Genomic DNA, 23,899 nt, shown 5'->3' with positions numbered 1-23,899 from the left:
GAAGGGTGAAGCACAGGGATGTCCGGCAAAAAAAATCCAGAAACGTTTTCACGCTTCTGGATTTTTATGGTTAATCACGTTGGCGTATATCAGGCCGTTTTATCCGCAGCCTGATGACACCAGAAACGTAATTACTGGCCTTTAACTTCTTTCAGGCCATTGAACGGTGCAGCATCACCCAGTGCTTCTTCGATACGAATCAGCTGGTTGTATTTAGCAACACGGTCAGAACGGCTCATAGAACCGGTCTTGATCTGGCCAGCCGCTGTACCTACTGCCAGGTCAGCGATGGTGGCATCTTCAGTTTCGCCTGAACGGTGAGAGATAACAGCCGTGTAGCCTGCATCTTTCGCCATTTTAATTGCAGCCAGCGTTTCGGTCAGAGAACCGATCTGGTTGAATTTGATCAGGATGGAGTTAGCGATGCCTTTCTCGATACCTTCTTTCAGGATCTTGGTGTTGGTTACGAACAGATCGTCACCAACCAGCTGGATTTTGTCGCCCAGAACTTTAGTCTGGTAAGCGAAGCCAGCCCAATCAGATTCGTCCAGACCGTCTTCGATAGAGACGATTGGGTATTGTTTAGTCAGATCTTCCAGGAAGTGAGTGAATTCTTCAGAGGTGAACGCTTTGTTGCCTTCGCCAGCCAGAACGTATTTACCGTCTTTGTAGAATTCAGACGCTGCACAGTCCATCGCCAGCGTGATGTCTTTGCCCAGTTCGTAGCCTGCTGCTTTTACCGCTTCAGCGATAACAGCCAGCGCTTCGGCGTTGGAACCCAGGTTAGGCGCGTAGCCGCCTTCGTCACCAACAGCTGTACCCATACCTTTGGATTTCAGAACTTTAGCCAGGGTGTGGAACACTTCAGAACCCATACGGATGGCTTCTTTCAGGGTTTTCGCGCCAACAGGCTGAATCATGAACTCTTGGATATCAACGTTGTTATCCGCGTGCTCGCCGCCGTTGATGATGTTCATCATTGGCAGTGGCATAGAGTATTTACCTGGGGTGCCGTTCAGTTCAGCGATGTGAGCATACAGCGGCAGGCCTTTTGACGCTGCTGCTGCTTTAGCGGCAGCCAGAGAAACAGCCAGAATAGCGTTAGCACCGAACTGAGATTTGTTGTCAGTACCGTCCAGGTCGATCATGATCTTGTCGATGTTCGCCTGATCTTTCGCGTCTTTACCCAGAACAGCCTGAGCAATCGGGCCGTTAACAGCAGCAACGGCTTTCGTTACGCCTTTGCCCAGAAAACGGGATTTGTCACCGTCACGCAGTTCCAGCGCTTCGCGAGAGCCAGTAGAAGCTCCTGATGGCGCAGCAGCCAGACCTACAAAACCACCTTCCAGATGAACTTCCGCTTCAACAGTTGGGTTTCCGCGTGAGTCGATGATTTCACGGCCGATGACTTTAACAATTTTGGACATTAGATTTTCCTCAGTACAAGTTAAACTAAAACTTTAGATAGAACTAAAACCCTAGACGAACAACGCGCGATAGCGATCGCGCGTTGCTGATATAACTCTTACTTCACCTGACGCTTCTGGTACGCGCCAGCGGCTTTCACAAAGCCGGCAAACAGGGGATGTCCATCTCGCGGCGTTGACGTGAATTCCGGGTGGAATTGACAGGCAACGAACCAGGGATGATCGGGTAATTCAACAATCTCCACCAGTTTGCGGTCGGCGGAAAGACCAGCAACCCGTAATCCCGCCGCTTCAATCTGTTTCAACAGCATGTTGTTAACTTCATAACGATGACGGTGACGTTCGATAATCGTCTGCTCACCGTACATCTGACGCACCAGACTGCCTTCGGTCAGATGGCATTGCTGCCCGCCAACGCGCATGGTGCCGCCCAGATCGCTAGCTTCATCACGGACTTCAACATTGCCATTCTCATCACGCCATTCGGTGATCAGCGCAACCACCGGATACTTACAGTCTGGCATAAACTCCGTTGAGTTTGCGCCTTCCATTCCGGCAACGTTACGGGCAAATTCCATTAATGCGACCTGCATCCCCAGGCAAATGCCCAGATAAGGGATATTGTTCTCACGGGCGTAGCGCGCCGACATGATTTTCCCTTCGACACCACGATAGCCAAAACCGCCTGGAATCAGGATCGCGTCTAAATCTTTCAATACGTCGACACCACGGGTTTCAACATCCTGTGAGTCGATCAGCTTGATATTCACCGTCAGGCGATTCTTCAACCCGCCGTGTTTCAGGGCTTCAATCACGGATTTGTAGGCATCCGGCAGCGCAACATATTTGCCGACCATACCGATAGTGACTTCACCGCCCGGATTCGCTTCTTCATACACAACCTGTTCCCATTCTGACAGGTTCGCTTCAGGGCAGTTCAAGCTGAATCGTTTACAAATATAATCGTCCAGCCCCTGTGATTTCAATAGCGACGGGATTTTATAAATCGAATCAATGTCTTTAAGGGAGATTACTGCTTTTTCTGGCACATTACAGAATAAAGCAATTTTTGCACGCTCGTTGGCCGGCACGGTGCGGTCGGAACGGCAAATCAGCACGTCAGGCTGAATACCGATGGAAAGCAGTTCTTTAACGGAGTGCTGCGTCGGCTTGGTTTTCACTTCGCCCGCTGCCGCCAGATACGGCACCAGCGTCAGGTGCATAAACAGCGTGTGTTCGCGGCCCACTTGCACCGCCATCTGCCGAATCGCTTCAAGGAACGGCAAAGATTCGATATCGCCGACGGTACCGCCGATTTCGACCAGAACGACATCGTGGCCTTCGCCACCTTCAATGATGCGCTCTTTAATCGCGTTGGTGATATGTGGAATCACCTGAATAGTCGCGCCCAGATAGTCACCACGACGCTCTTTGCGCAGGACATCAGAGTAGATACGGCCAGTGGTGAAGTTGTTGCGGCGCGACATTTTCGTGCGGATGAAACGCTCGTAGTGACCCAAGTCCAGATCGGTTTCGGCGCCGTCTTCGGTGACAAACACTTCACCGTGCTGCGTCGGGCTCATCGTGCCCGGATCCACGTTGATGTACGGGTCCAGTTTCATGATGGTAACGTTGAGGCCACGGGCTTCAAGAATAGCCGCCAGAGAGGCTGCGGCAATGCCTTTACCCAGAGAGGAAACGACCCCGCCGGTCACAAAAATATAATTAGTTGTCATGCTGAACCTGAGAGTTTAGGTTTAAAGACGATGGAGGTACCAAGACGGGAAAGTAGTATACCTGAACCTGATGAACGCCACAAATGTTCGTTTTACACAATGTGGCGATTCCAACACACTCGAAGGCGAGATAAAACCGCCCTTATCGCAACCAATAATTACCTTTAATAACAATACAATAACCGCATTAAAATCGATAAAAATACGGTTTGTGATTAAAAATGGATTAATGGCCTATTTCCTGTTTTTTCACCTGCTGCCATGCCGCTTCCATTTCATCCAGCGTCGCCTGTTCCAGCGTTTTTCCCGATGCCGTAACGATTTGTTCTACCTCACGAAAACGACGAGTGAACTTGCGATTTGCCGCCTGCAATGCATTCTCAGCCTTGTGCCCCAGGTGACGAGAGAGATTGACTGTGGCGAACAATAAATCACCAATCTCTTCACCTAATTTTTCTTCATCGACAACGGCTTGCCGCGCCTCAAACATCACCTCATCGATCTCTTCATACACTTTATCGAGCACCGGGCCCAGGCTGTCCCAATCGAAGCCCACAGACGCACAACGTTGCTGAATTTTTTGCGCTTTCATCAGGGCAGGCAGCGCATCAGGAATGTCATCCAACGGTGAGTGACGATCTTTCTCCGCACGCTCCTCCGCTTTGGTCTGTTCCCAGTTTGCCAGCACGGCATCGCTGTCCGTCAACGTCAGGTCGCCGAAAATATGCGGGTGGCGGCGTTCCAATTTGTCGCTGATGGCGTTACACACGTCAGAGAAATCGAACAGGCCCTTTTCCTGCGCCATCTGCGCGTAAAACACCACCTGAAACAGCAAATCCCCTAACTCACCGCGCAAATCATCAAAATCCTGACGGCTGATGGCATCCAGCACTTCATACGTTTCTTCCAGCGTATAGGGCGCGATAGTGTCAAACGTCTGTTTCTTGTCCCACGGACAGCCGTTTTCAGGATCGCGCAGGGTTTTCATGATGGCGAGCAGGCGCTCGACGGAGGATAAGTTCGTCAAAGATACGGTCATAATATTCCTGAAAAAATGTGTATAAAAATAGCAAAACACAGCAGCCAACTTCGGCTAAAAAGCGTCAAGACATCACTATTTTCATTTCAACGGCGTAAAAAATTGTGCTGAGATGCACATGACCGCCGAGTGAGCCGCATGGACGCGGCGAAAGCCTGTGCCGCGTATGGAACGCGTCACAGGTGGCTCGACAGAGGACATGTACATCGAGGGAACCGCAACGCGGCACAATTATCGCCAAAAGCCAGGGTTCTGAGGGATGCGGCACCTGAGCATCCCTCAGTCGGGCGTGGCACTGGTGCCACAAAGAACAATATTGCTAAGCACGCACGAAACTTTTCACCACACTCGAACAAGGTTTTCAACTGGCTGATAGTGAAACCATCATTTACGCCCCCTGCTGGCGCCGCGCATCAATCACATCCGGCAGTTGGTTGAGCTTCGCCAGAATGCGGCTCAGCACCTGCAGGTTGTAGATCTCGATATCCATATCAATCGTGGCCAGTTGCTGCTTCGTGTCGCTGCGGCTGGCGACGCCCAGTACATTGACCTTCTCATTCGCCAGAATCGTGGTGATATCCCGCAGCAGCCCGCTACGATCGTTAGCAATCACCCTCACCACCAGCGAATAACCGCTGGAGTAGCTTTCGCCCCAGACGGCATCGACGATACGTTCCGGCGAACTGGCGCGCAGTTCGTCCAGCTGTTCACAGTCGGCACGGTGAATCGAAATACCCCGGCCTCGCGTGATAAACCCAGTGATCTCATCGCCCGGAATCGGCTGACAGCAGCGGGCAATGTGGTGCATCAGATTGCCGACACCTTCTACCACCACGCGGCCGTTGTCCTTCGTGTTGCGTGCCGGTGGCTGATGCGATTTTTGCGTCAGCTGGCGCAGCGCTTCACGATCCAGTTCTTCCGCGCTCGGCTGTTTTAGCTGCGATTGCAGGAAATTCACCATCTGGTTCAGGCGAACATCACCGCCGCCAATAGCAGCCAGTAACTCATCCAGTGAATTCACGTTGTAGCGTGGCAACAGCAGTTTTTCGGCTGCTTTCAGGCTGACCCCCAGATGCGCCAGTTCGTCATCCAGAATCTGTCGACCCGCCAGAATGTTCTTGTCGCGATCTTGCTTACGGAACCAGTTCTGAATCTTCGAACGTCCGCGACTGGTGGTGATATACCCCAGATTCGGGTTCAGCCAGTCACGGCTCGGGTTCGGTTGCTTCTGGGTGATGATTTCAATCTGATCGCCCATTTGCAGTTGGTAGGTAAACGGCACGATACGTCCGCCGATTTTCGCCCCGATGCAGCGGTGCCCGATATCACTGTGGATGTGATAGGCAAAATCCAACGGCGTGGAGCCCGTGGGGAGATCCACCACATCGCCTTTCGGCGTAAAGACATAAACCCGATCGTCAAACACCTGGCTGCGCACTTCGTCCAGTACGTCATTCGAATCCGCCACTTCTTCCTGCCAGGCAAGCAGTTTACGCAGCCAGGCAATGCGGCCTTCGTAGCCGGAGCGCCCGCCCACGGAGGTGCCTTCTTTGTATTTCCAGTGTGCCGCCACGCCCAGTTCGGCATCTTCATGCATCTGCCGCGTACGAATCTGGATTTCGAGCGTCTTTCCACCCGGCCCTAACACCACGGTGTGGATGGACTGATAGCCGTTTGGTTTAGGGTTAGCGACGTAGTCGTCGAACTCGTCCGGCAGATGGCGATAGTGGGTATGCACGATACCGAGCGCACCGTAGCAGTCCTGCAAGCGCTCAACGACAATACGTACCGCACGCACATCGAACAGCTCATCGAACGACAGCGCTTTCTTCTGCATCTTGCGCCAGATGCTGTAGATATGCTTGGGACGACCGTAGATCTCCGCCTGCACGCCCTCTTCTTTCATCGCGTTGCGCAGCGTTTTGACAAAATCGTCAATGTACTGCGCACGATCGATACGGCGCTCGTGCAGAAGTTTGGCGATTTTTTTATATTCATCAGGATGCAGATAGCGGAAGCAGAAATCTTCCAGCTCCCACTTCAACTGGCCGATACCCAGGCGGTTAGCCAGCGGCGCATAGATATTGGTACACTCTTTGGCCGCCAATACCCGTTCTTCTTCCGGGGCATCCTTCACTTCACGCAGATGCGCGATCCGCTCTGCGAGCTTGATCACCACGCAGCGGAAATCTTCCACCATCGCCAGCAGCATGCGGCGGATGTTATCGACTTGCTCAGACGCGCCGGAATCATTCTGCGTCGCTTTGAGCTGGCGAATTGCATCCATATCGCGCACGCCATGCACCAAATCAACGATGTTTTTCCCAAACGCGGCTTCTAGTGTCGCCTCATCGACCACGTTCGCATCGGCCAGCGGAAAGAGCAGCGCCGCGCGCATGCTGTCATTGTCCATGCTCAGCGTGGACAGGATTTCCACCATTTCAATGCCGCGCCACAGCAGTAGCGACGCATCGGCGTGATCTTGCGTTTGCTGCTCACAGTAACGCCAGGTTTCGGCTAAACGTTCACACGATTGCTGGCTGGAAATACCCAGTGAAGCAATCCACGCGTCAGGGACAAATTCACCTGCCGTATTCAAATGCGCACTTCTTACCGCAACCATAATTTCTCCCTACGTTACCCTTCACCTTGCAAACGACGCTGCTTTGCTGCCTATTACGCCTTTCGCGTGCCGGTATCGTGCAAAAACAGTGCCATCGATTCAAGGTGACCGGTATGTGGAAACATATCCAACATGGCGACATTCGCCAGCCGATAACCAGCGGCCAGTAATACTTTGCTGTCGCGTGCTAGCGTCGTGGCGTTACAGGAGACATACACCACGCGTTTCGGTGCCAGTCTGGTTATCTGCTCCATTACGCCTGCCGCGCCCGCACGTGCCGGATCAAGTAATATCTTATCAAAACCCTGAGCCGCCCACGGCTGCTGCGTGACGTCATCTTCAAGATTTTGGTGAAAAAATGTGACATTGGACAGCCCATTGCGTCGGGCATTCTCGCGCCCTTTCTCAACTAACGCGGTCACCCCTTCCACGCCGACGACGCTGGCGGCACGCTGTGCCAGCGGTAGCGTGAAGTTACCCATGCCACAAAACAGATCTAATATTCTATCCTGCGGTTGCACATCCAGCCATGCCAGCGCCTGCGCGACCATCTGCTGGTTCACCGCATCATTGACCTGAATAAAATCGCGCGGGCTAAAGGCCAGCGTCAGCCCGGCAACGTGATAAACCGGTTCTTCACCCTGTAGACACGTCAGCGAGTCGGCATCCGGTGCCAGATAAACCGAAACACCCTGCTGCTGCGCAAAGCCACGCAGCGCCTGCTGATCCGATGAATGGAGCGGATCAAGGTGCCTCAGCACCAGCAGCGGACCGTTCTCCGCCTGCACCAGCTCCACATGCCCAAGACGCTTCACCGCCTTTAATCGGCTCAAACAATCGCGCAGCGGTTGCAGCAGCGCTTCAAGCTCGGGGCGCAACACCGGACAGGCTTTGATATCCACCAGATCGTGAGAATTTGATTGTCGATAGCCCATCAACAGACGCTGCTCTTTTGCCTGAAAGTATAACGCAAGCCGCGCGCGCCTCCGATAGGCATAAGGTGTGCCGGCGATCAGCGAGGCTTCAGGCAGCTCTGCGCCCGTTTCCCGCGTCATCAGGCGCACCAATGCAGCCGTTTTGCTGCTCTGTTGCAGCGTGATGTCCGCGTGCTGCTGCTGGCAGCCGCCACAGCGGGTAAAATGCGGACACGGCGGCGCGACGCGCTGCGGGCTAGGCGTCAGAAGGCGTTTAAGTTTTGCATGTGAAAACTGACGCTTCTCTTCCGTCAACTGAACGTCGGCCTGCTCTCCCGGCAGTACCCCCGTGACAAACACCGTCTTGCCGTCGTGACGCGCCACCCCTTGCCCAAACGGATCAAGCGACGTGACCGTAACAGTGAGGTTCTTAGCAGGAATCGCTTTCCGGGTCGTCACACGCCGGTTTGGAGAGTAGAATTGCGCCATAATGTACTATCGATTTTTCTCTTGAGTTGAACGGCTGTACCAGGTACATGCAGTACCCGATAACTAATGACATCATTGGGTGCCCAGCATCCTCTAATTCTCCCACATTGGAACCCCATGACCAAATACAGTCTTCGTGCACGGATGTTGATACTGATTTTGGCACCGACATTGATGATCGGGCTGCTGCTCAGTTCGTTCTTCGTCATTCATCGTTACAATCAGTTGCAGTCGCAGCTGGCCGATTCGGGCACCAGTATCATTGAGCCGCTGGCGACCATCAGCGCTTACGCCATTACCCATCGCCAGATGGACACGATTCCCGCGTTAATCAATACGCTTCATCGCCGTCACTCCGCGATTATTCGTACCATTAGCGTATTCGATGCGCGCAATCAGCTTCTGGCGACCACCAACGTACGCAACAACGTGACATTGCAGCCGCTCAGCGGCGATGCGCTTGCACACAATAAACTGCACCTGCACCACACGAATGATGCGCTGATTCTGCATATGCCGATCGTCAATGACAGCGAATTCATGCCGGGTGGAACCACACCGGTACTGCCCGGTACCGCTACACCTCTCGGCTATCTGGTGATCGAGCTGGATACCAGCACCATTCGGCTTCAGCAGTATCAGGAAATCTTCATCGCCGCGCTCCTGCTGCTGCTCTCTTTGGGCGCCGCCGTCATCTTTGCCTATCGTCTGATGCGGGATGTCACCACCCCGATTCGTAATATGGTGGATACCGTTGACCGCATTCGCCGTGGGCAGTTGGATAGCCGGGTCGAAGGTTACATGCTCGGCGAGCTGGATATGCTGAAAAACGGCATCAACTCGATGGCGATGTCGCTAACCGCCTACCACGAAGAGATGCAGCAAAATATCGATCAGGCGACCTACGATCTGCGGGAAACGCTGGAGCAGATGGAGATCCAGAACGTCGAGCTGGATCTGGCCAAAAAGCGCGCGCAGGAAGCGGCACGCATCAAATCAGAGTTTCTGGCAAATATGTCGCACGAACTGAGAACGCCGCTGAATGGCGTGATCGGTTTCACCCGCCAGACGTTGAAGACGCCGCTGAACACCACGCAGACGGACTATCTGCTCACCATCGAACGGTCCGCCAATAACCTGCTGAATATTATTAACGATGTGCTGGATTTCTCGAAGCTGGAGGCCGGAAAGCTGGTTCTGGAAGATATTCCGTTCTCGCTGCACAGCACGCTGGACGACGTTGTGATGCTTCTGGCGCACACGGCACATGAAAAAGGGTTGGAGCTAACGCTCAGTATTCAGAATGACGTGCCTGAACAGTTTGTTGGCGATCCGCTGCGAATACAGCAAATCATCACCAACCTGCTGGGCAATGCAATTAAATTCACCGAGCAGGGCAACATCGATATTCGGGTGGAGAAGCGTCGACAGGAATCTCATCAGGTGCAGCTAGAGGTGCAAATACGCGATACCGGCATCGGTATTGCCGAGTTGCAGCAATCGCAGCTGTTTCAGGCGTTCCGTCAGGCCGACACCAGTATTTCGCGCCGTCATGGCGGTACGGGGCTTGGGCTGGTCATCACCCAGCGTCTGGTCAAAGAGATGGGTGGCGATATCAGTTTCCAGAGCCAGCTCAACAAGGGATCGACCTTCTGGTTCCATATCACGCTGCCGCTCAACCCGCACGCCATGCCGACCGAACCGGCCTACACGATGCTGCAAGGCAAACATCTGGCCTACGTTGAGTACCATCCCATCGCCGCGCAGGCCACGCTGGATATCCTGAGCCAGACGCCGCTGATCGTGAGCTACAGCCCGACGTTTGAGCAACTGCCGGAAGGGGAATTCGATATCCTGCTGCTCGGTATTCCTGTGCAATATCGCAACACCCTGCTCGACTACACGCCCAGACTGCGCGATATCTGCCGCCGTTCGCCCTGTGTGATTCTGGCGCTGCCCAGCCTCGCGCAAATGGATGCCGAGCAGTTGAAAACCTTCGGCGTACATGCCTGCCTGAGCAAGCCGCTCGCCGCGTCACGCCTGCTGCCACTGTTACAGGACAGTACGCTGTTCCAGCTCTCTTTTCTGCCGGACGATGCCGCATCGCACCAGGGCGTCGTACGCCATCCCGCCCGTTTGCCGCTGAGCGTGATGGCGGTGGATGACAACCCCGCTAATCTGAAACTGATCGGCACGCTGCTGGAAGAGCAGGTCGAGACGATTATCCTGTGTGAAAGCGGACAAGATGCGATTGCACAGGCGGAGCTGCATCAGTTCGACGTTATTCTCATGGATATCCAGATGCCGGGTATGGACGGCATTTGCGCCAGCGAGCTGATCCGTCAGATTCCTCACCATGCCACCACGCCGATTATCGCGGTGACGGCGCAGACCATGACGGGTGAGCGCGAGCATCTGCTGCGTTCGGGTATGGATGACTATCTGGCTAAACCGATAGATGAACAGATGCTGAAAAGCGTGCTGACACGTCATGCACGGCAAGATCCGTTGAAGCGCAATCGGGGCGATATGGCGGGATTACTGAACGAGCACGACGATAGTCAGCTATCACTCGACTGGGCGCTGGCGCAGCAACAGGCGGCCAACAAGCCGGAACTGGCGCGTGACCTGCTGCAAATGCTATTGGATTTCTTGCCGGAGGTTCAGCGGAAGATAGAAAACGTGCTGAAGGGCCAGACGGATGATGACATCATCGAGCTGGTTCATAAACTGCACGGCAGTTGCAGCTACAGCGGCGTTCCGCGCCTGCAACGCATCTGCCGCTATCTGGAACAACAGTTGCGTAAAGGCATTCACGCCAGCGATCTGGAACCCGAATGGCTGGAGCTACTGGACGAAATCGACAACGTCAACAAAGCCGCCCAGCCGCATATCAAACCGATGCATTCGTAATTAAGCCCTGTCTCTTCGTTACATATTATGGGGCTACAGAGACAGTTTCGTGCGCTTTGCTATTATACGGCGTAAAAAATTATGCTGAGGAGATAGCGGGCTTCGGATGAGCCGCAGGACGCGGCGAAAGCTTGCGCCACGTCTGGAACGTGTCGCAAGCGGTCCGTTAAAGCCGGATATCGACGAAGGTACCGCGTTAGCGGCATAATTTCCGCCGAAAGCCTGGGGTCACGGGGCGAGCGGCGTGTGAGCCGTCCCGTGTCGGGCGCGTGCTGCGAAGTAGCATGAAATAGCCGTATTGTGGCGCACGAAACCGTCTCTCAGTCTGCATAAAAATAAGTAGATAAAAGGTTCTAGACTAACCGTAGCGCCATCGCATTAACGCGATACCGACTGCGCCAGTCGGATCGTGGCAGCGATATTACGTGCCGTCATTCGCACATTCTCTGCCGCATTATCCAGCGCTTCTTCGAGTGAGCAGATGTTGTAAAGCACGCTGAATACGGCATCCAGGCCATGTTCATGCACCACGGCGACATCTGCCGTCAGGCTGCCAGCAATGCCAATCACCGGTTTATTATACTGTTTGGCAACCCGCGCCACGCCAATCGGTACTTTGCCGTGGATCGTCTGACTGTCGATGCGCCCTTCCCCGGTAATCACCAGTGTGGCGTCTCGTACCAGTTCATCCAGTCCCAACGCTTCTGTAACAATCTCAATGCCCTGACGCAGCTCGGCACCGCAAAAAGCCTGTAGTGCCGCCCCCATACCGCCTGCCGCCCCCGCACCGGGAACGTGTTCCACGTCCATATCCAGGTCGTGGCGAATCACCGCCGCATAATGCTTCAGCGCATTATCCAGCTGTTCAATCATCTCTGGCGTTGCCCCTTTCTGAGGGCCAAAAATCGCCGACGCGCCCTGTTTCCCCGTCAACGGGTTGGTCACATCGCAGGCCACTTCAAAGCGGCAATTTTTAATACGCTCATCCAGCTCGCTGATATCGATGCGTTCAAGTTTGTCGAGTTCACCACCGCCAAAACCAATCTGTTCGCCCTGCTTATCCAGCAACTTCGCGCCCAGCGCCTGCACCATGCCCGACCCGCCGTCATTGGTGGCACTCCCGCCAATTCCGATGATGCAGTGCCGAACACCGTGATCCAACGCGCAGCGAATCAACTCGCCCGTGCCATAGCTGGTGGTTTTTAACGGATTACGCAGTTGCGAAGGCACACGTTCCAGACCGCTTGCCGCCGCCATCTCGATAAAAGCCGTTTTTTCATCGCCAGACAGGCCAAAGAACGCATCGATGTTATCGCCTAACGGTCCTGTCACCTTAACATTCACAATCTTGCCATCGGTCGCAGCAACCATGGCTTCAACGGTGCCTTCCCCACCATCTGCAACAGGCAATTTGACATAGCAGGCATCGGGAAATATTTCACGAAATCCCTTTTCAATCTGCGTAGCAACATCTTGTGCAGACAGGCTTTCTTTATAAGAATCCGGTGCGATCACTATTTTCATAAACGATCCGATTTCATCAACGTTCCGATTGCATCAATAATCCGCGCGCTCATGAAACGGCGCTTATACCTGCCAACGTTCAGGGCAGCAAATCCTGAAACCCAGGAGGTAGATCAGAGTGATTATCTGCCAGTCGGCTGGCATCCTGTGCCAGCCTCGTGACTATCGCTTCACGGCTTATCGCGTAACTTCAACTTTGGCCAGCTTCTCGTAGTAGCACGCCAGCGCACTGTGGTCGGCCGATCCCAGATCGTCCGCTTTCAGCGCCTGCATCATTTCCATCACCGCTGCGGTTAACGGCAGTTGTGCACCCACGCCGTGTGAGGTATCCAGCGCGTTCGCCAGATCCTTGATATGCAGATCGATGCGGAAACCCGGCTTAAAGTTACGATCCATCACCATCGGCGCTTTCGCATCCAGCACGGTGCTGCCCGCCAAACCACCGCGGATCGCCTGATAAACCAGATCCGGGTTAACGCCTGCTTTCGTCGCCAGCACTAACGCTTCAGACATGGCGGCAATGTTCAGCGCCACAATCACCTGATTCGCCAGTTTGGTCACGTTACCGGCACCGATGTCACCGGTATGTACAACGGAACCCGCCATGGATTTGAGAATCTCAAAGCAGCGGTCAAACTGGGCTTTGTCGCCACCGACCATCACGGACAGCGTGCCGTCGATCGCTTTAGGCTCACCGCCACTGACCGGCGCGTCCAGCATAGCGATCTCTTTCGCAGCCAGTGCGGTCGCAATTTCACGGCTAGCAAGCGGGGCGATTGAGCTCATATCCACCACAATGCTTCCGGCACGAGCACCGTCGATGACGCCGTTTTCACCCAGCACTACGTCTTTAACGTGTGGAGAGTTAGGCAGCATGGTGATGATGACATCGCACTGCTCTGCAACCTGTTTCGGCGTTGTAGCCGCCGTGGCGCCTGCCGCAACCACTTCCGCGACCGCGTCCAGATTTCGATCCATCACGACTAATGAGTAACCTGCTTTCAGCAGATTTTTACTCATCGGTTTTCCCATGATGCCCAATCCAATAAAACCAATTTTCATCGCCCTAACCTCATTGTCTGATGTAGATATCACTTCAATTCACGATGAACCCGCCTCATGGCGGATCCGATTCGCACGGAATGACTGAATTACTTCTTGTACTTGTCGCTCAGCGCTTGTGTTGCGCTGCGGAACACGCCCAGATCGCTACCGACGGCAACGAAGCTTGCGCCCCATTCCAGATAGCGACGCGCATCGGCCTCAACCGGAGCCAGAATGCCGCATGGCTTGTTATGCGCCGCGGTACGATCGAAGATGTGGCGGATCGCCTTTTGCACGTCAGGATGGTTAGGCTGACCGAGATAGCCCAGCGCCGCAGACAGGTCGCTCGGGCCAACAAATACGCCATCTACGCCGTCTACCGCGATAATCGCATCCAGATTGTCGAGGCCGTCCTGACTTTCGATTTGCACCACGACGGTAATGTTGTCGTTAATCTTGGCGAAGTAATCCGGTTCGGTGCCATAGCAGTTGCTACGGTGCGCCACGGAAACCCCGCGAATCCCCGCTGGCGGATAACGCGTTGACGCAACCGCACGCGCGGCTTCTTCCGCCGTTTCCACGAAGGGAATCAGGAAGTTATTGAACCCAATATCCAGCAGCCGCTTGATGATGATCGGCTCATTGCACGGCGGACGAACGACGGGCGCGCTGTGGCTGCCTTTCAGCGCCATGAGCTGAGGAATAAACGTCACGATATCGTTAGGCGCATGTTCTCCATCCAGCACCAGCCAGTCGAATCCCGCCAGCCCCAGTACTTCAGTTGAAATCGGGTTGCCCAGCGCACACCAGCAGCCAATCAACGTTTTCCCCTGCAGCAAATCCTGGCGAAAACGGTTAGGTAACAGCGGAGTCTTCATTTTTTATCCTCGGTCATTCCAGCGCCGCTTGCCTGAAGCGGCGCGCTCAAAAAACGGAAAATCAGAACGTTAGCGAACCAGACACGGACGTTTATTATCAAACGTCCACTCAGGAATAAGGTACTGCATTCCCATGGCGTCGTTACGTGCGCCTAATCCCATGTTTTTATACAGTTCGTGTGCTTTCATCACCTGGTCCATATCCAGCTCGACGCCCAGACCCGGTTTCTTCGGCACTTCCACCATGCCGCCAACAATCTGCAACGGTTCTTTCGTCAGGCGTTGGTTGCCTTCCTGCCAGATCCAGTGCGTATCAATCGCCGTAATCTTGCCCGGTGCCGCCGCCGCGACATGAGTAAACATGGCCAGTGAAATATCAAAGTGGTTATTGGAGTGAGAACCCCAGGTTAAGCCCCATTCGTGGCACATCTGCGCCACACGAACGGAACCTTGCATCGTCCAGAAGTGCGGATCGGCCAGCGGGATATCGACTGATTGCAGCGAAATAGTGTGACCCATCTGCCGCCAGTCGGTGGCGATCATGTTGGTCGCAGTAGGCAGCCCCGTCGCACGGCGGAATTCCGCCATCACTTCACGACCAGAGAAACCTTGCTCCGCACCGCACGGATCTTCTGCATACGCCAGCACATTGCGCAGCTGTTTGCCCAGTCCGATGGCTTCATCCAGCGACCAGGCACCGTTTGGATCCAGCGTGATGCGCGCCTGTGGGAAGCGTTTTGCCAGCGCGGTAACCGCCTCGGCCTCTTCGCTACCAGCCAGTACGCCGCCTTTCAGTTTGAAATCGTTGAAGCCGTATTTTTCGTACGCGGCCTCAGCCAGACGCACAATGGTCTCTGGCGTCAGCGCTTCTTCATGACGCAGACGGTACCAGTCGCATTTCTCATTAGTCTGGCTCTGGTAAGGCAAATCGGTTTTATTACGATCGCCGATGTAGAACAGATAGCCCAGCATCTCGACGGCATCACGCTGTTGACCATCGCCCAGCAGCGAAGCCACGCTGACGTTGAGGAATTGCCCCAGCAGATCGAGCATGGCGGCTTCAATTCCCGTGACGACATGGATAGTGGTACGCAGATCGAACGTCTGCAAACCGCGCCCGGAAGCATCGCGGTCGGCAAACTGCGCACGTACCGCCGTCATCACGTTTTTGTATTCGCCCAGCGTTTTACCCACCACCAGCGCGGCAGCATCCTCCAGCGTCTGACGGATTTTCTCACCGCCGGGAATTTCGCCGACACCGGTATTCCCAGCGTTATCTTTCAGAATCACAATGTTGCGAGTGAAATAAGGGGCATGTGCGCCACTCAGGTTGAGCAGCATACTGTCGTGACCTGCAACCGGAATAACCTGCATGTGGGTAATCACCGGCGTTGAACTTTGCAATGTCATTTTCTTATCCTTTCTCTCTAATTTTTCACTGTAGGGTTAGCGGCCAAAAACCGGGCGTTTACGGTCAAATTTCCAACCTGGAATCAGGTACTGCATGGCAACGGCATCATTACGTGCCCCGCTCGGTAATTTTTTATACAGATCGTGAGCTTTCATGACCTGTTCCATATCCAGCTCAATCCCCAGACCGGGACGATCCGGCACCTTAATTTTACCGTTGACGATTTGCAGCGGCTCTTTGGTCAGGTGCTGCCCTTCCTGCCAGATCCAGTGCGTATCGATCGCCGTCGGGTTACCCGGTGCCGCAGCCCCCACGTGTGTGAACATCGCCAGAGAAATATCGAAGTGGTTATTGGAATGGCAGCCCCACGTCAAACCCCACTCATCACACAGTTGGGCAACGCGCACTGCACCGTGCATCGTCCAGAAATGCGGATCGGCCAGCGGGATGTCGACCGCCTGTAGCATCACGGCATGGTTCATTTCACGCCAGTTGGTGGCAATCATGTTGGTCGCGACTGGTAGCCCAGTGGCGCGGCGGAATTCCGCCATCACTTCACGACCGGAGAAACCTTGTTCGGCACCGCACGGGTCTTCCGCGTAGGTCAGAATGCCCTTCATGTCTTTGCACAACTCAATCGCTTCATCCAGCAGCCAGGCACCGTTTGGATCGACGGTGATACGCGCATCCGGGAAACGTTTCTTCAGCGCCTTCACGGCATCGATTTCTTGCTCGCCGGGCAACACGCCACCTTTGAGTTTGAAATCTTTGAATCCGTAGCGGTCAGTCGTGGCTTCGGCCAAACGCACAATCGCCTCGCTGTCCATCGCCTGCTGGTGACGCAGGTGATACCACTCGTGCTTGCCTTTCTCACCTGATAAGTAAGGTAGATCTGTCTTCGTGCGGTCGCCGATATAGAACAGATAACCGAGCACGGTGACTTCATCACGCTGTTTACCCGGCCCCAGCAGTTCGGCAACGGGGACACCCATAAATTGCCCCAGCAGATCGAGCAGCGCCGCTTCGAGTGCTGCCACCGCATTCACGCGCAGCTCGAACGTCCAGGCACCTTTGCCGAAGGAATCAAAATCAGAAGATTGATTGCCGACATGAATGTCATGAACCAGACGGTTCATTCGGGCGATTTGTTCGCCTTTTACACGAGGAATTGCTTCAACCAGCGTGTTGTAAATGACCTCACCACCGGGTGCTTCGCCGACACCGGTATGCCCAGCGCTGTCGGTTAAAATGACGAGGTTACGCGTGAAGTAAGCACCATGCGCACCGCCGATGTTCAGCAACATGCTGTCATAGCCCGAAACGGGGATGACTTTCATGTCGGTAATCACAGGCGTCGCTGACAAGTTTGTCATTACAGGCTCCCGTCACAAATGGAGCGCACAGGATTGACGCTTAGGTTTCCGATGTTTGCCACAACGCAGAGACGCGTTGAAGCGGATGAAAATAATTCAGTCATACAGAAATAAAAAACAGATGGTGCACCAGTAGATGATTTCATGTTGTTTTCCTACTTTATTAGCGCGACCTTGTTTTTACTCTGATTTGAACTGAACACTGCTTGTAGGGTTATCAGAATAAAAACAGGTTATAACTGTCCCGATACCTAAATAAACCAGTTAGGAAAGCGATGTTGTACTCCGTACCGCCTTACCAACCTCAGTAAAAAGTATAAGTTTTCTTATTTCACAACTCATTGGGCAATAGCACAGCATTCCCTGTCGAAATGCAGATTAAATATGTCATTATCACAGGCCAATGGGAGGTGTTTCACGAAAACCGGGCAAAGCGAATTTCCGCCTTATAAACACCGAAATACGTCTTCCCAGCAGCCGATTTCAAAGAGATAAAACCCGGATTTCCATGAAGTAAATAAACGGCAAATCTAATAGAGAAACGCTGCGCCATCAGTACGATAGCGCAGCGTTTCGTGTTATTGCCTATATTCAGATGAATGCAGTAACGAATGGCCTTAATTCTTAACGAACGGCTTCAATTCGATACGTTTAATATCTTTCACGATGAACAGGTAGCTGAAGATCGCAACCAGCGCATGGATCCCGACATACACCAGACCCCCATTGAAGGAACCGGTCATTCCGATGATGTAGCCAATCGCAATCGGCGTCACGATACCAGACGCGTTACCGAACATATTGAACAGCCCGCCGCTCAATCCGCTGATTTCTTTCGGTGCGGTATCGGCCATAACTGCCCAGCCCAGCGCACCAATGCCTTTACCGAAGAAGGCTGCGGACATCACCGCAATGACCACCCACTCGGTTTCAACGTAGTTACAAATCACCATCGACATGGAGAGCAACATACCGAGAACGATTGGCGTTTTACGGGCAAAGGTCAGGGAGTTGGTCCGGCGCATCAGGTAATCGGAAATAATGCCGCCCAGAACGCCCCCGACAAAACCACAGATAGCAGGCACTGAGGCGACAAATCCCGCTTTGAGGATCGACATACCACGAGCCTGAACCAGATAAAGCGGGAACCAGGTGATGAAGAAGTAGGTCAGTGCATTAATACAGTATTGACCGATATACACACCCAGCATCATGCGAGACTGCATTAATTGCTTGATCTGGTGCCATTTTTCGCCTTTCTCAGTCGCCTTCTTCGTCCCTTTGGCGTCCATATTGATCAGTGCGCCACCGGCTTCGATGTAGTCCAATTCGGCCTGATTCACACCTGGGTGATCTTTCGGATCGTGAATCACTTTCAGCCAGACAAAGCTCAAAATGATACCCAGCCCGCCCATGAACCAGAACACGTGCGCCCAGCCAACTGCCTGCGTCAGCCACCCCATGATCGGTGCAAAAATAACCGTGGCAAAATACTGTGCCGAGTTGAATATCGCGACGGCAGTACCACGTTCTTGTGCAGGGAACCAGGCAGCCACAATGCGGCTATTTCCCGGGAAGGAAGGCGATTCACACAAGCCGACCATAAAGCGCAGGAGGAACAGAGAAATCACAATGCCCGCGCCGCTGAAAACGTCGACAAAGCCTTGTAATAAAGTAAAAAGCGACCAGGTCAAGATACTGTAGAAGTAGACTTTCTTTGAGCCAAAGCGATCGAGCAGCCAGCCTCCAGGTATTTGTCCAATCACATACGCCCAGGAGAACGCTGAGAAGATATAACCCATCCCCACCGCATCCAACCCAATTTCCTTAGACATTGCTGAACCAGCAATGGATAAGGTCGCACGGTCTCCATAGTTAAATGACGTGACAATAAACAACATCACGACAATCCAGTAGCGGGCGTTTGTTCTCTTTTGTATCGCGCCAGCTGCTGAGCTTACTGTATTCATGATGAACTCCTGCTTCAATCGCGGTTCGCTCATTCATTCCGAATAACAGATAACGGTGTAGGGTTATCAGAATGAAGATTCAGTGGATAGTTAACATTCCCATTTTTATTTTTTTTGCGAATAGCCAGGCTATATAGCATCAGAGTAATTAGCTGACATCTTCAACTCGCAGGAACATTATAATTTTTACCCACTCACTGCTCACTAGCTAAAAGCACAACATTAAAAATGTCCTTTTGAATATGTTGGTGCACTTGCACGATATAATGCGAGGTATTTCACGAAAAACACCGCCGTTCTCTTTTTACATTTATACACATTATTGTCATTTCCCCCTGAAAAACCGTGCGCAGTCAGAATGTGATCAAACTCACCGAAAATTGGGTCTTCGCCTGATAAATCAGAAACAAAAAGCGCTGGCTTAGGTCAATTGCATAATGTACGAGAAGAGAACCTCACGTATACTCGTTAGCGAGCAATGAAATAATAGCGTGATAATAGTTATCACCGCGTTTCTGATAAACCAATAATAAAGGCTTGCATCATGTCAGATAAATCAGAAAGTAATGCTGCACAAGAGCAGCCACTTTATATTAAGGTTCACGATTCTGATAATGTTGCCATTGTTGTTAATAATAATGGCTTACGTGCCGGAACCCGCTTTAACGATGATCTGGAATTAATTGAGCATGTTCCGCAAGGTCATAAAGTGGCCCTTGTGGATATCGCCAAATCAGGCGCCATCATCCGCTATGGTGAAATTATCGGGTATGCGCTGCGTGATATTGCCAAAGGAAGCTGGATCGATGAATCGCTGGTCGAGTTGCCTCAGGCTCCTGCGCTGGAAACTCTGCCGCTAGCGACCAAAATCCCCCCCGCGCTACCTGCGCTGGAAGGTTATACCTTTGAAGGCTACCGCAACGCCGACGGCAGCATAGGCACGAAAAATCTGCTGGGCATCAGCACCAGCGTGCACTGCGTCGCGGGCGTGGTGGACTATGTCGTCAAAATTATCGAGCGCGATTTATTACCGAGATATCCCAATGTGGATGGCGTGGTCGCACTCAACCATCTTTATGGCTGTGGCGTAGCAATCAATGCCCCTGCTGCGGTGGTTCCTATCCGTACCATTCACAATCTGGCGCTGAACCCGAATTTTGGCGGCGAGATACTGGTGGTCGGTCTGGGCTGTGAAAAATTACAGCCGGAACGCCTGCTGGAAGGGACGTCTGACGTACAGGCCATCTCTCTTGACGATACCAGCATTGTCCGCTTGCAGGATGAACACCACGTTGGTTTCAGATCGATGGTGGATGACATTCTGACGATGGCAGACAAACACCTGCAACGGCTGAACAAACGTCAGCGTGAAACCTGCCCGGCCTCTGAGCTGGTTGTCGGCATGCAGTGTGGTGGCAGCGATGCTTTCTCCGGCGTCACCGCGAACCCAGCAGTGGGTTTTGCCTCCGACCTGCTGGTACGCTGCGGCGCCACCGTCATGTTCTCCGAAGTGACCGAAGTACGCGACGCCATTCATCTGTTAACGCCACGCGTCATCAATGAAGAAGTCGGTAAACGCCTGCTGGAAGAAATGGCCTGGTACGATAACTACCTCGACAGCGGGCAGACCGACCGTAGCGCCAACCCATCGCCGGGCAACAAAAAAGGTGGCCTCGCGAACGTGGTGGAAAAAGCACTTGGCTCCATCGCCAAATCCGGCACCAGCGCGATTGTCGAAGTCCTGTCCCCCGGACAGCGCCCAACCAAACGCGGGCTGATTTACGCCGCAACGCCGGCCAGCGACTTTGTATGCGGCACGCAGCAACTCGCTTCCGGTATCACCGTGCAGGTCTTCACCACCGGTCGCGGTACCCCCTATGGCCTGCTGGCTGTCCCCGTCATAAAAATGGCGACCCGCACCGCATTGGCAAACCGCTGGCACGATCTGATGGATATTGATGCCGGCACCATTGCTACCGGAGAGGCCACGATCGAAGACGTAGGCTGGCAGCTTTTCCACTTCATTTTGGATATCGCCAGCGGCAAGAAAAAAACCTGGTCCGATCAGTGGGGGCTGCATAATGCACTGGCCGTCTTCAATCCAGCGCCGGTAACCTGATTACCGTTCTCCGCAGGCCAGCGTCATTATCTGGTCTGCGGATAGCGTTATTTGATCTACAATAAATTCAGCGTCAATAAAAATGAAAAAAAGGCCGTAATTAAAAGAATAAACAGCAGAGCAGCAACATTTAATTTCATTCACGCAAAGAAAAAATAAAAAAACCTTAACAAGTTATTCTTTTTAGCGTCAAATTCATCGATTCCAAAACACCTATTAAGAATAATCCCTATTTTACCCCTACCTATTTTTAATCATTTTTTACCAATTATTTATTGCTAATAAAATGAATCAATTGACAGATAATCGTCCTCATCATAAATTTACGCGTGCTGAAAAAGCGTGCTAACACTGATGACATATTTGTTACAAAAATATATATCCTAAATAATTCGAGTTTCAGGCAGGCGGCAAGGGAAGGCATCCCGATGAGCTTACTTGAGTAAGTGATTCGGGTGACTGAATGCAGCCAACGCACATGCAACTTGAAGTATGACGGATACAGTTACAAAATCTCCATCACGCACAATATAGGGTCAATAGCCCGCTCATAAATAATGCATAACATTATTTTATATAAATGAGTAAGCCACCCAAAAAATTTCAGTATACCCATTTGAATAACTTGAATATTTACACAGCAATATGCCTGACAGATTTCACGGGACGAACCATTCGGCAGCGATACTGCGTTTCAGCCTCTGTAATAACCAGAGCGTCTGAGACGAGAAAAGCGGCCAGCGTGTCTGAACCTGGAAACTGAGCGGGATACGTACGCCGGGGTTTCTAATGAGATTAAATACACCTGTTACACAGCAGGAGTATCTGTTAGACATGGACACCATATTGATGTCCACGACAAATATTCACAGCCACATTACCTATGCCAACTCTGCCTTCATTACGGTTAGTGGTTTTTCCGAAGAGCAGCTCATCAATCAGCCTCACAATATTGTGCGCCATCCCGATATGCCCGTTGAAGCCTATGCCGACATGTGGTTTACGCTGAAACAAGGTGATAGCTGGACTGGATTAGTTAAAAATCGTCGCAATAACGGTGACCACTACTGGGTTCGCGCCAACGTTACGCCGGTCTACCAGCAGGAGCAGCTCGCAGGCTATATCTCAGTACGTAACACGCCTAACGCCGAAGAAATCAAGCATGCCGAAACGCTGTATAGCGCCGTGCAGAAAAAACAGGCGGGCAGCCGTAAGTTCTACAAAGGGTTAGTCGTTCGTACTGGGCTCTTTTCGCCACTGTCGCTCTTGCAGAAATTGTCAGTCCGCTGGCGCTTGCGTCTGGCAGTCTTAACGGTGGGCCTCATTCCCGCACTGCTTGCGTTCAATGGCATGAATCCGCTGTGGCTATTGGCGCTGACGCTACTACTCATTGTCATCATGGATCAGTTTCTGCAAAAGCAAATTGCACAGCCAATCAGGATGATACTGAAGCAGGCTCAGCATGTGGTATCGGGCCGTAAAGTAAAGCATGTCCACCTGAACCGGGTCGACGAAATCGGCTTGCTGCTACGCTCTGTTAACCAGTTTGGCCTGAACCTGCATTCGCTTGTCGACGACGTCAGTACACAGGTAAACGGCATCACCAACGTCAGCCATAAGCTGGCGGAAAACAATGTCGACCTGAATACCCGAACGGAAGAGACATCGGCCAATCTGCAACAAACTGCCGCCGCCATTGAAGAAATTACCGTTGCCGTGCAGCAGAGTGCAGAAACAGCGGCACAGGCCACCACCATGGCAGAAGCCGCCAGCAGCACCGCGTTTAAAGGTGGCAATATCATGAAGGAAACCATCGGCATGATGGATTCCATCTCCAGCGCCAGCGATAAAATCGTTGATATCATTGGCGTGATAGACAGTATTGCCTTCCAGACCAACATCCTTGCGCTGAATGCGGCCGTTGAAGCCGCTCGTGCGGGCGTACAGGGGCGCGGATTTGCGGTAGTGGCCGCTGAGGTTCGCAATCTGGCGCAGCATTCCGCCTCTGCGGCCAAAGAGATTAAAACGTTGATCGATGCCAACGTCGAAAGTGTGAAACAGGGCAGCATAATGGTCGAGAACGCGGGCAAACATATCAGCGACATCGTTGATGAAGTCTTGCAGGTCTCCACTATGATCAAAGAGATCAGCAACGCAACGCATGAGCAAACTTCAGCACTGGGCCTGATCAATACCTCTATTGCACAGATAGAACAAATGACACAGCGCAACACCGATATGGTTACGCACTCAACAGAAGCCGCTGAAGGGCTCAATCTTCAGGCAAGGCGACTGAATAGCGCGATTAACGTGTACGGTAGTTAACTAACGTCATCTCATCCATTAGGGCAAGGGAGTAGAAAAGCCCCCTTGCCCCCCCTTTCTTTCCCTCCAGCAAGCGCATATCATCCTCGTGGTTTTGTAAATTTTTCGTAAAGA

The 23,899-nt window shown here is 52.7% G+C and carries 14 protein-coding genes; 3 read left to right on the top strand and 11 right to left on the bottom strand.

The genetic code is table 11. The features are described 5' to 3' along the window. Nucleotides 1-131: 131 nt before the first annotated feature. The 5 genes from eno to rlmD all read right to left on the bottom strand — a co-directional run bounded on the left by eno (nt 132) and on the right by rlmD (nt 8,228). Nucleotides 132-1,427: a phosphopyruvate hydratase gene (gene eno / locus MYB54_RS04130; protein ID WP_010305823.1), complete on the bottom strand. Its 1,296-nt coding sequence runs from the start codon at nt 1,425-1,427 to the stop codon at nt 132-134. Nucleotides 1,428-1,525: 98 nt separating this feature from the next. After that, nucleotides 1,526-3,163, bottom strand: coding sequence for a glutamine hydrolyzing CTP synthase (gene pyrG / locus MYB54_RS04125; RefSeq protein ID WP_014916487.1), 1,638 nt, complete (start codon nt 3,161-3,163; stop codon nt 1,526-1,528). Nucleotides 3,164-3,389: 226 nt separating this feature from the next. Then, entirely contained in the window at nt 3,390-4,202 is an 813-nt protein-coding gene (gene mazG / locus MYB54_RS04120) for a nucleoside triphosphate pyrophosphohydrolase (protein ID WP_248721545.1), read from the bottom strand. 388 nt (nt 4,203-4,590) lie between these two features. Next, nucleotides 4,591-6,825: a GTP diphosphokinase gene (relA, locus tag MYB54_RS04115; protein ID WP_014916489.1), complete on the bottom strand. Its 2,235-nt coding sequence runs from the start codon at nt 6,823-6,825 to the stop codon at nt 4,591-4,593. Between the two features lie 53 nt (nt 6,826-6,878). Further along, nucleotides 6,879-8,228 carry a 23S rRNA (uracil(1939)-C(5))-methyltransferase RlmD gene (gene rlmD, locus MYB54_RS04110; protein ID WP_248721544.1) on the bottom strand — a complete coding sequence of 450 codons (1,350 nt, stop codon included), beginning with the start codon at nt 8,226-8,228 and terminating at the stop codon, nt 6,879-6,881. A gap of 117 nt (nt 8,229-8,345) precedes the next feature. Between rlmD and barA the strand changes: the two genes are divergently transcribed. Beyond that, nucleotides 8,346-11,141, top strand: a complete 2,796-nt coding sequence (gene barA / locus MYB54_RS04105; protein WP_248721543.1) for a two-component sensor histidine kinase BarA — start codon at nt 8,346-8,348, stop codon at nt 11,139-11,141. Nucleotides 11,142-11,519: 378 nt separating this feature from the next. Here the strand turns inward: barA and MYB54_RS04100 are convergent, their stop codons facing one another. The 6 genes from MYB54_RS04100 to MYB54_RS04075 all read right to left on the bottom strand — a co-directional run bounded on the left by MYB54_RS04100 (nt 11,520) and on the right by MYB54_RS04075 (nt 19,341). Continuing rightward, nucleotides 11,520-12,665 (bottom strand): glycerate kinase, encoded by a 1,146-nt coding sequence (locus MYB54_RS04100; RefSeq protein ID WP_014916492.1) that lies wholly within the window; start codon nt 12,663-12,665, stop codon nt 11,520-11,522. A gap of 177 nt (nt 12,666-12,842) precedes the next feature. Then, nucleotides 12,843-13,727 (bottom strand): 2-hydroxy-3-oxopropionate reductase, encoded by an 885-nt coding sequence (gene garR, locus MYB54_RS04095; RefSeq protein ID WP_010285153.1) that lies wholly within the window; start codon nt 13,725-13,727, stop codon nt 12,843-12,845. Nucleotides 13,728-13,816: 89 nt separating this feature from the next. Then, nucleotides 13,817-14,587, bottom strand: coding sequence for a 2-dehydro-3-deoxyglucarate aldolase (gene garL, locus MYB54_RS04090; protein ID WP_010309153.1), 771 nt, complete (start codon nt 14,585-14,587; stop codon nt 13,817-13,819). A gap of 69 nt (nt 14,588-14,656) precedes the next feature. Then, on the bottom strand, nt 14,657-15,997 hold the full coding sequence (gene gudD / locus MYB54_RS04085) for a glucarate dehydratase (RefSeq protein ID WP_039283108.1): 1,341 nt from the start codon (nt 15,995-15,997) through the stop codon (nt 14,657-14,659). Between the two features lie 36 nt (nt 15,998-16,033). Continuing rightward, complete coding sequence (locus tag MYB54_RS04080; protein ID WP_161546812.1) at nt 16,034-17,371, bottom strand: enolase C-terminal domain-like protein; 1,338 nt, start codon at nt 17,369-17,371, stop codon at nt 16,034-16,036. Nucleotides 17,372-17,988: 617 nt separating this feature from the next. After that, nucleotides 17,989-19,341 carry an MFS transporter gene (locus MYB54_RS04075; protein WP_014916495.1) on the bottom strand — a complete coding sequence of 451 codons (1,353 nt, stop codon included), beginning with the start codon at nt 19,339-19,341 and terminating at the stop codon, nt 17,989-17,991. 544 nt (nt 19,342-19,885) lie between these two features. Here MYB54_RS04075 and garD point away from each other — a divergent pair. Beyond that, the gene (gene garD / locus MYB54_RS04070; RefSeq protein ID WP_119872064.1) at nt 19,886-21,460 is read left to right on the top strand and encodes a galactarate dehydratase; all 1,575 of its coding nucleotides are present in this window, start codon (nt 19,886-19,888) and stop codon (nt 21,458-21,460) included. 789 nt (nt 21,461-22,249) lie between these two features. Continuing rightward, on the top strand, nt 22,250-23,785 hold the full coding sequence (locus MYB54_RS04065) for a methyl-accepting chemotaxis protein (RefSeq protein ID WP_039465985.1): 1,536 nt from the start codon (nt 22,250-22,252) through the stop codon (nt 23,783-23,785). Nucleotides 23,786-23,899 lie beyond the last annotated feature (114 nt).

This window comes from Pectobacterium nicotianae, from assembly GCF_023272715.1.
Classification (GTDB): domain Bacteria; phylum Pseudomonadota; class Gammaproteobacteria; order Enterobacterales; family Enterobacteriaceae; genus Pectobacterium; species Pectobacterium brasiliense.
This window is presented reverse-complemented; position numbering and strand designations above follow the sequence as displayed.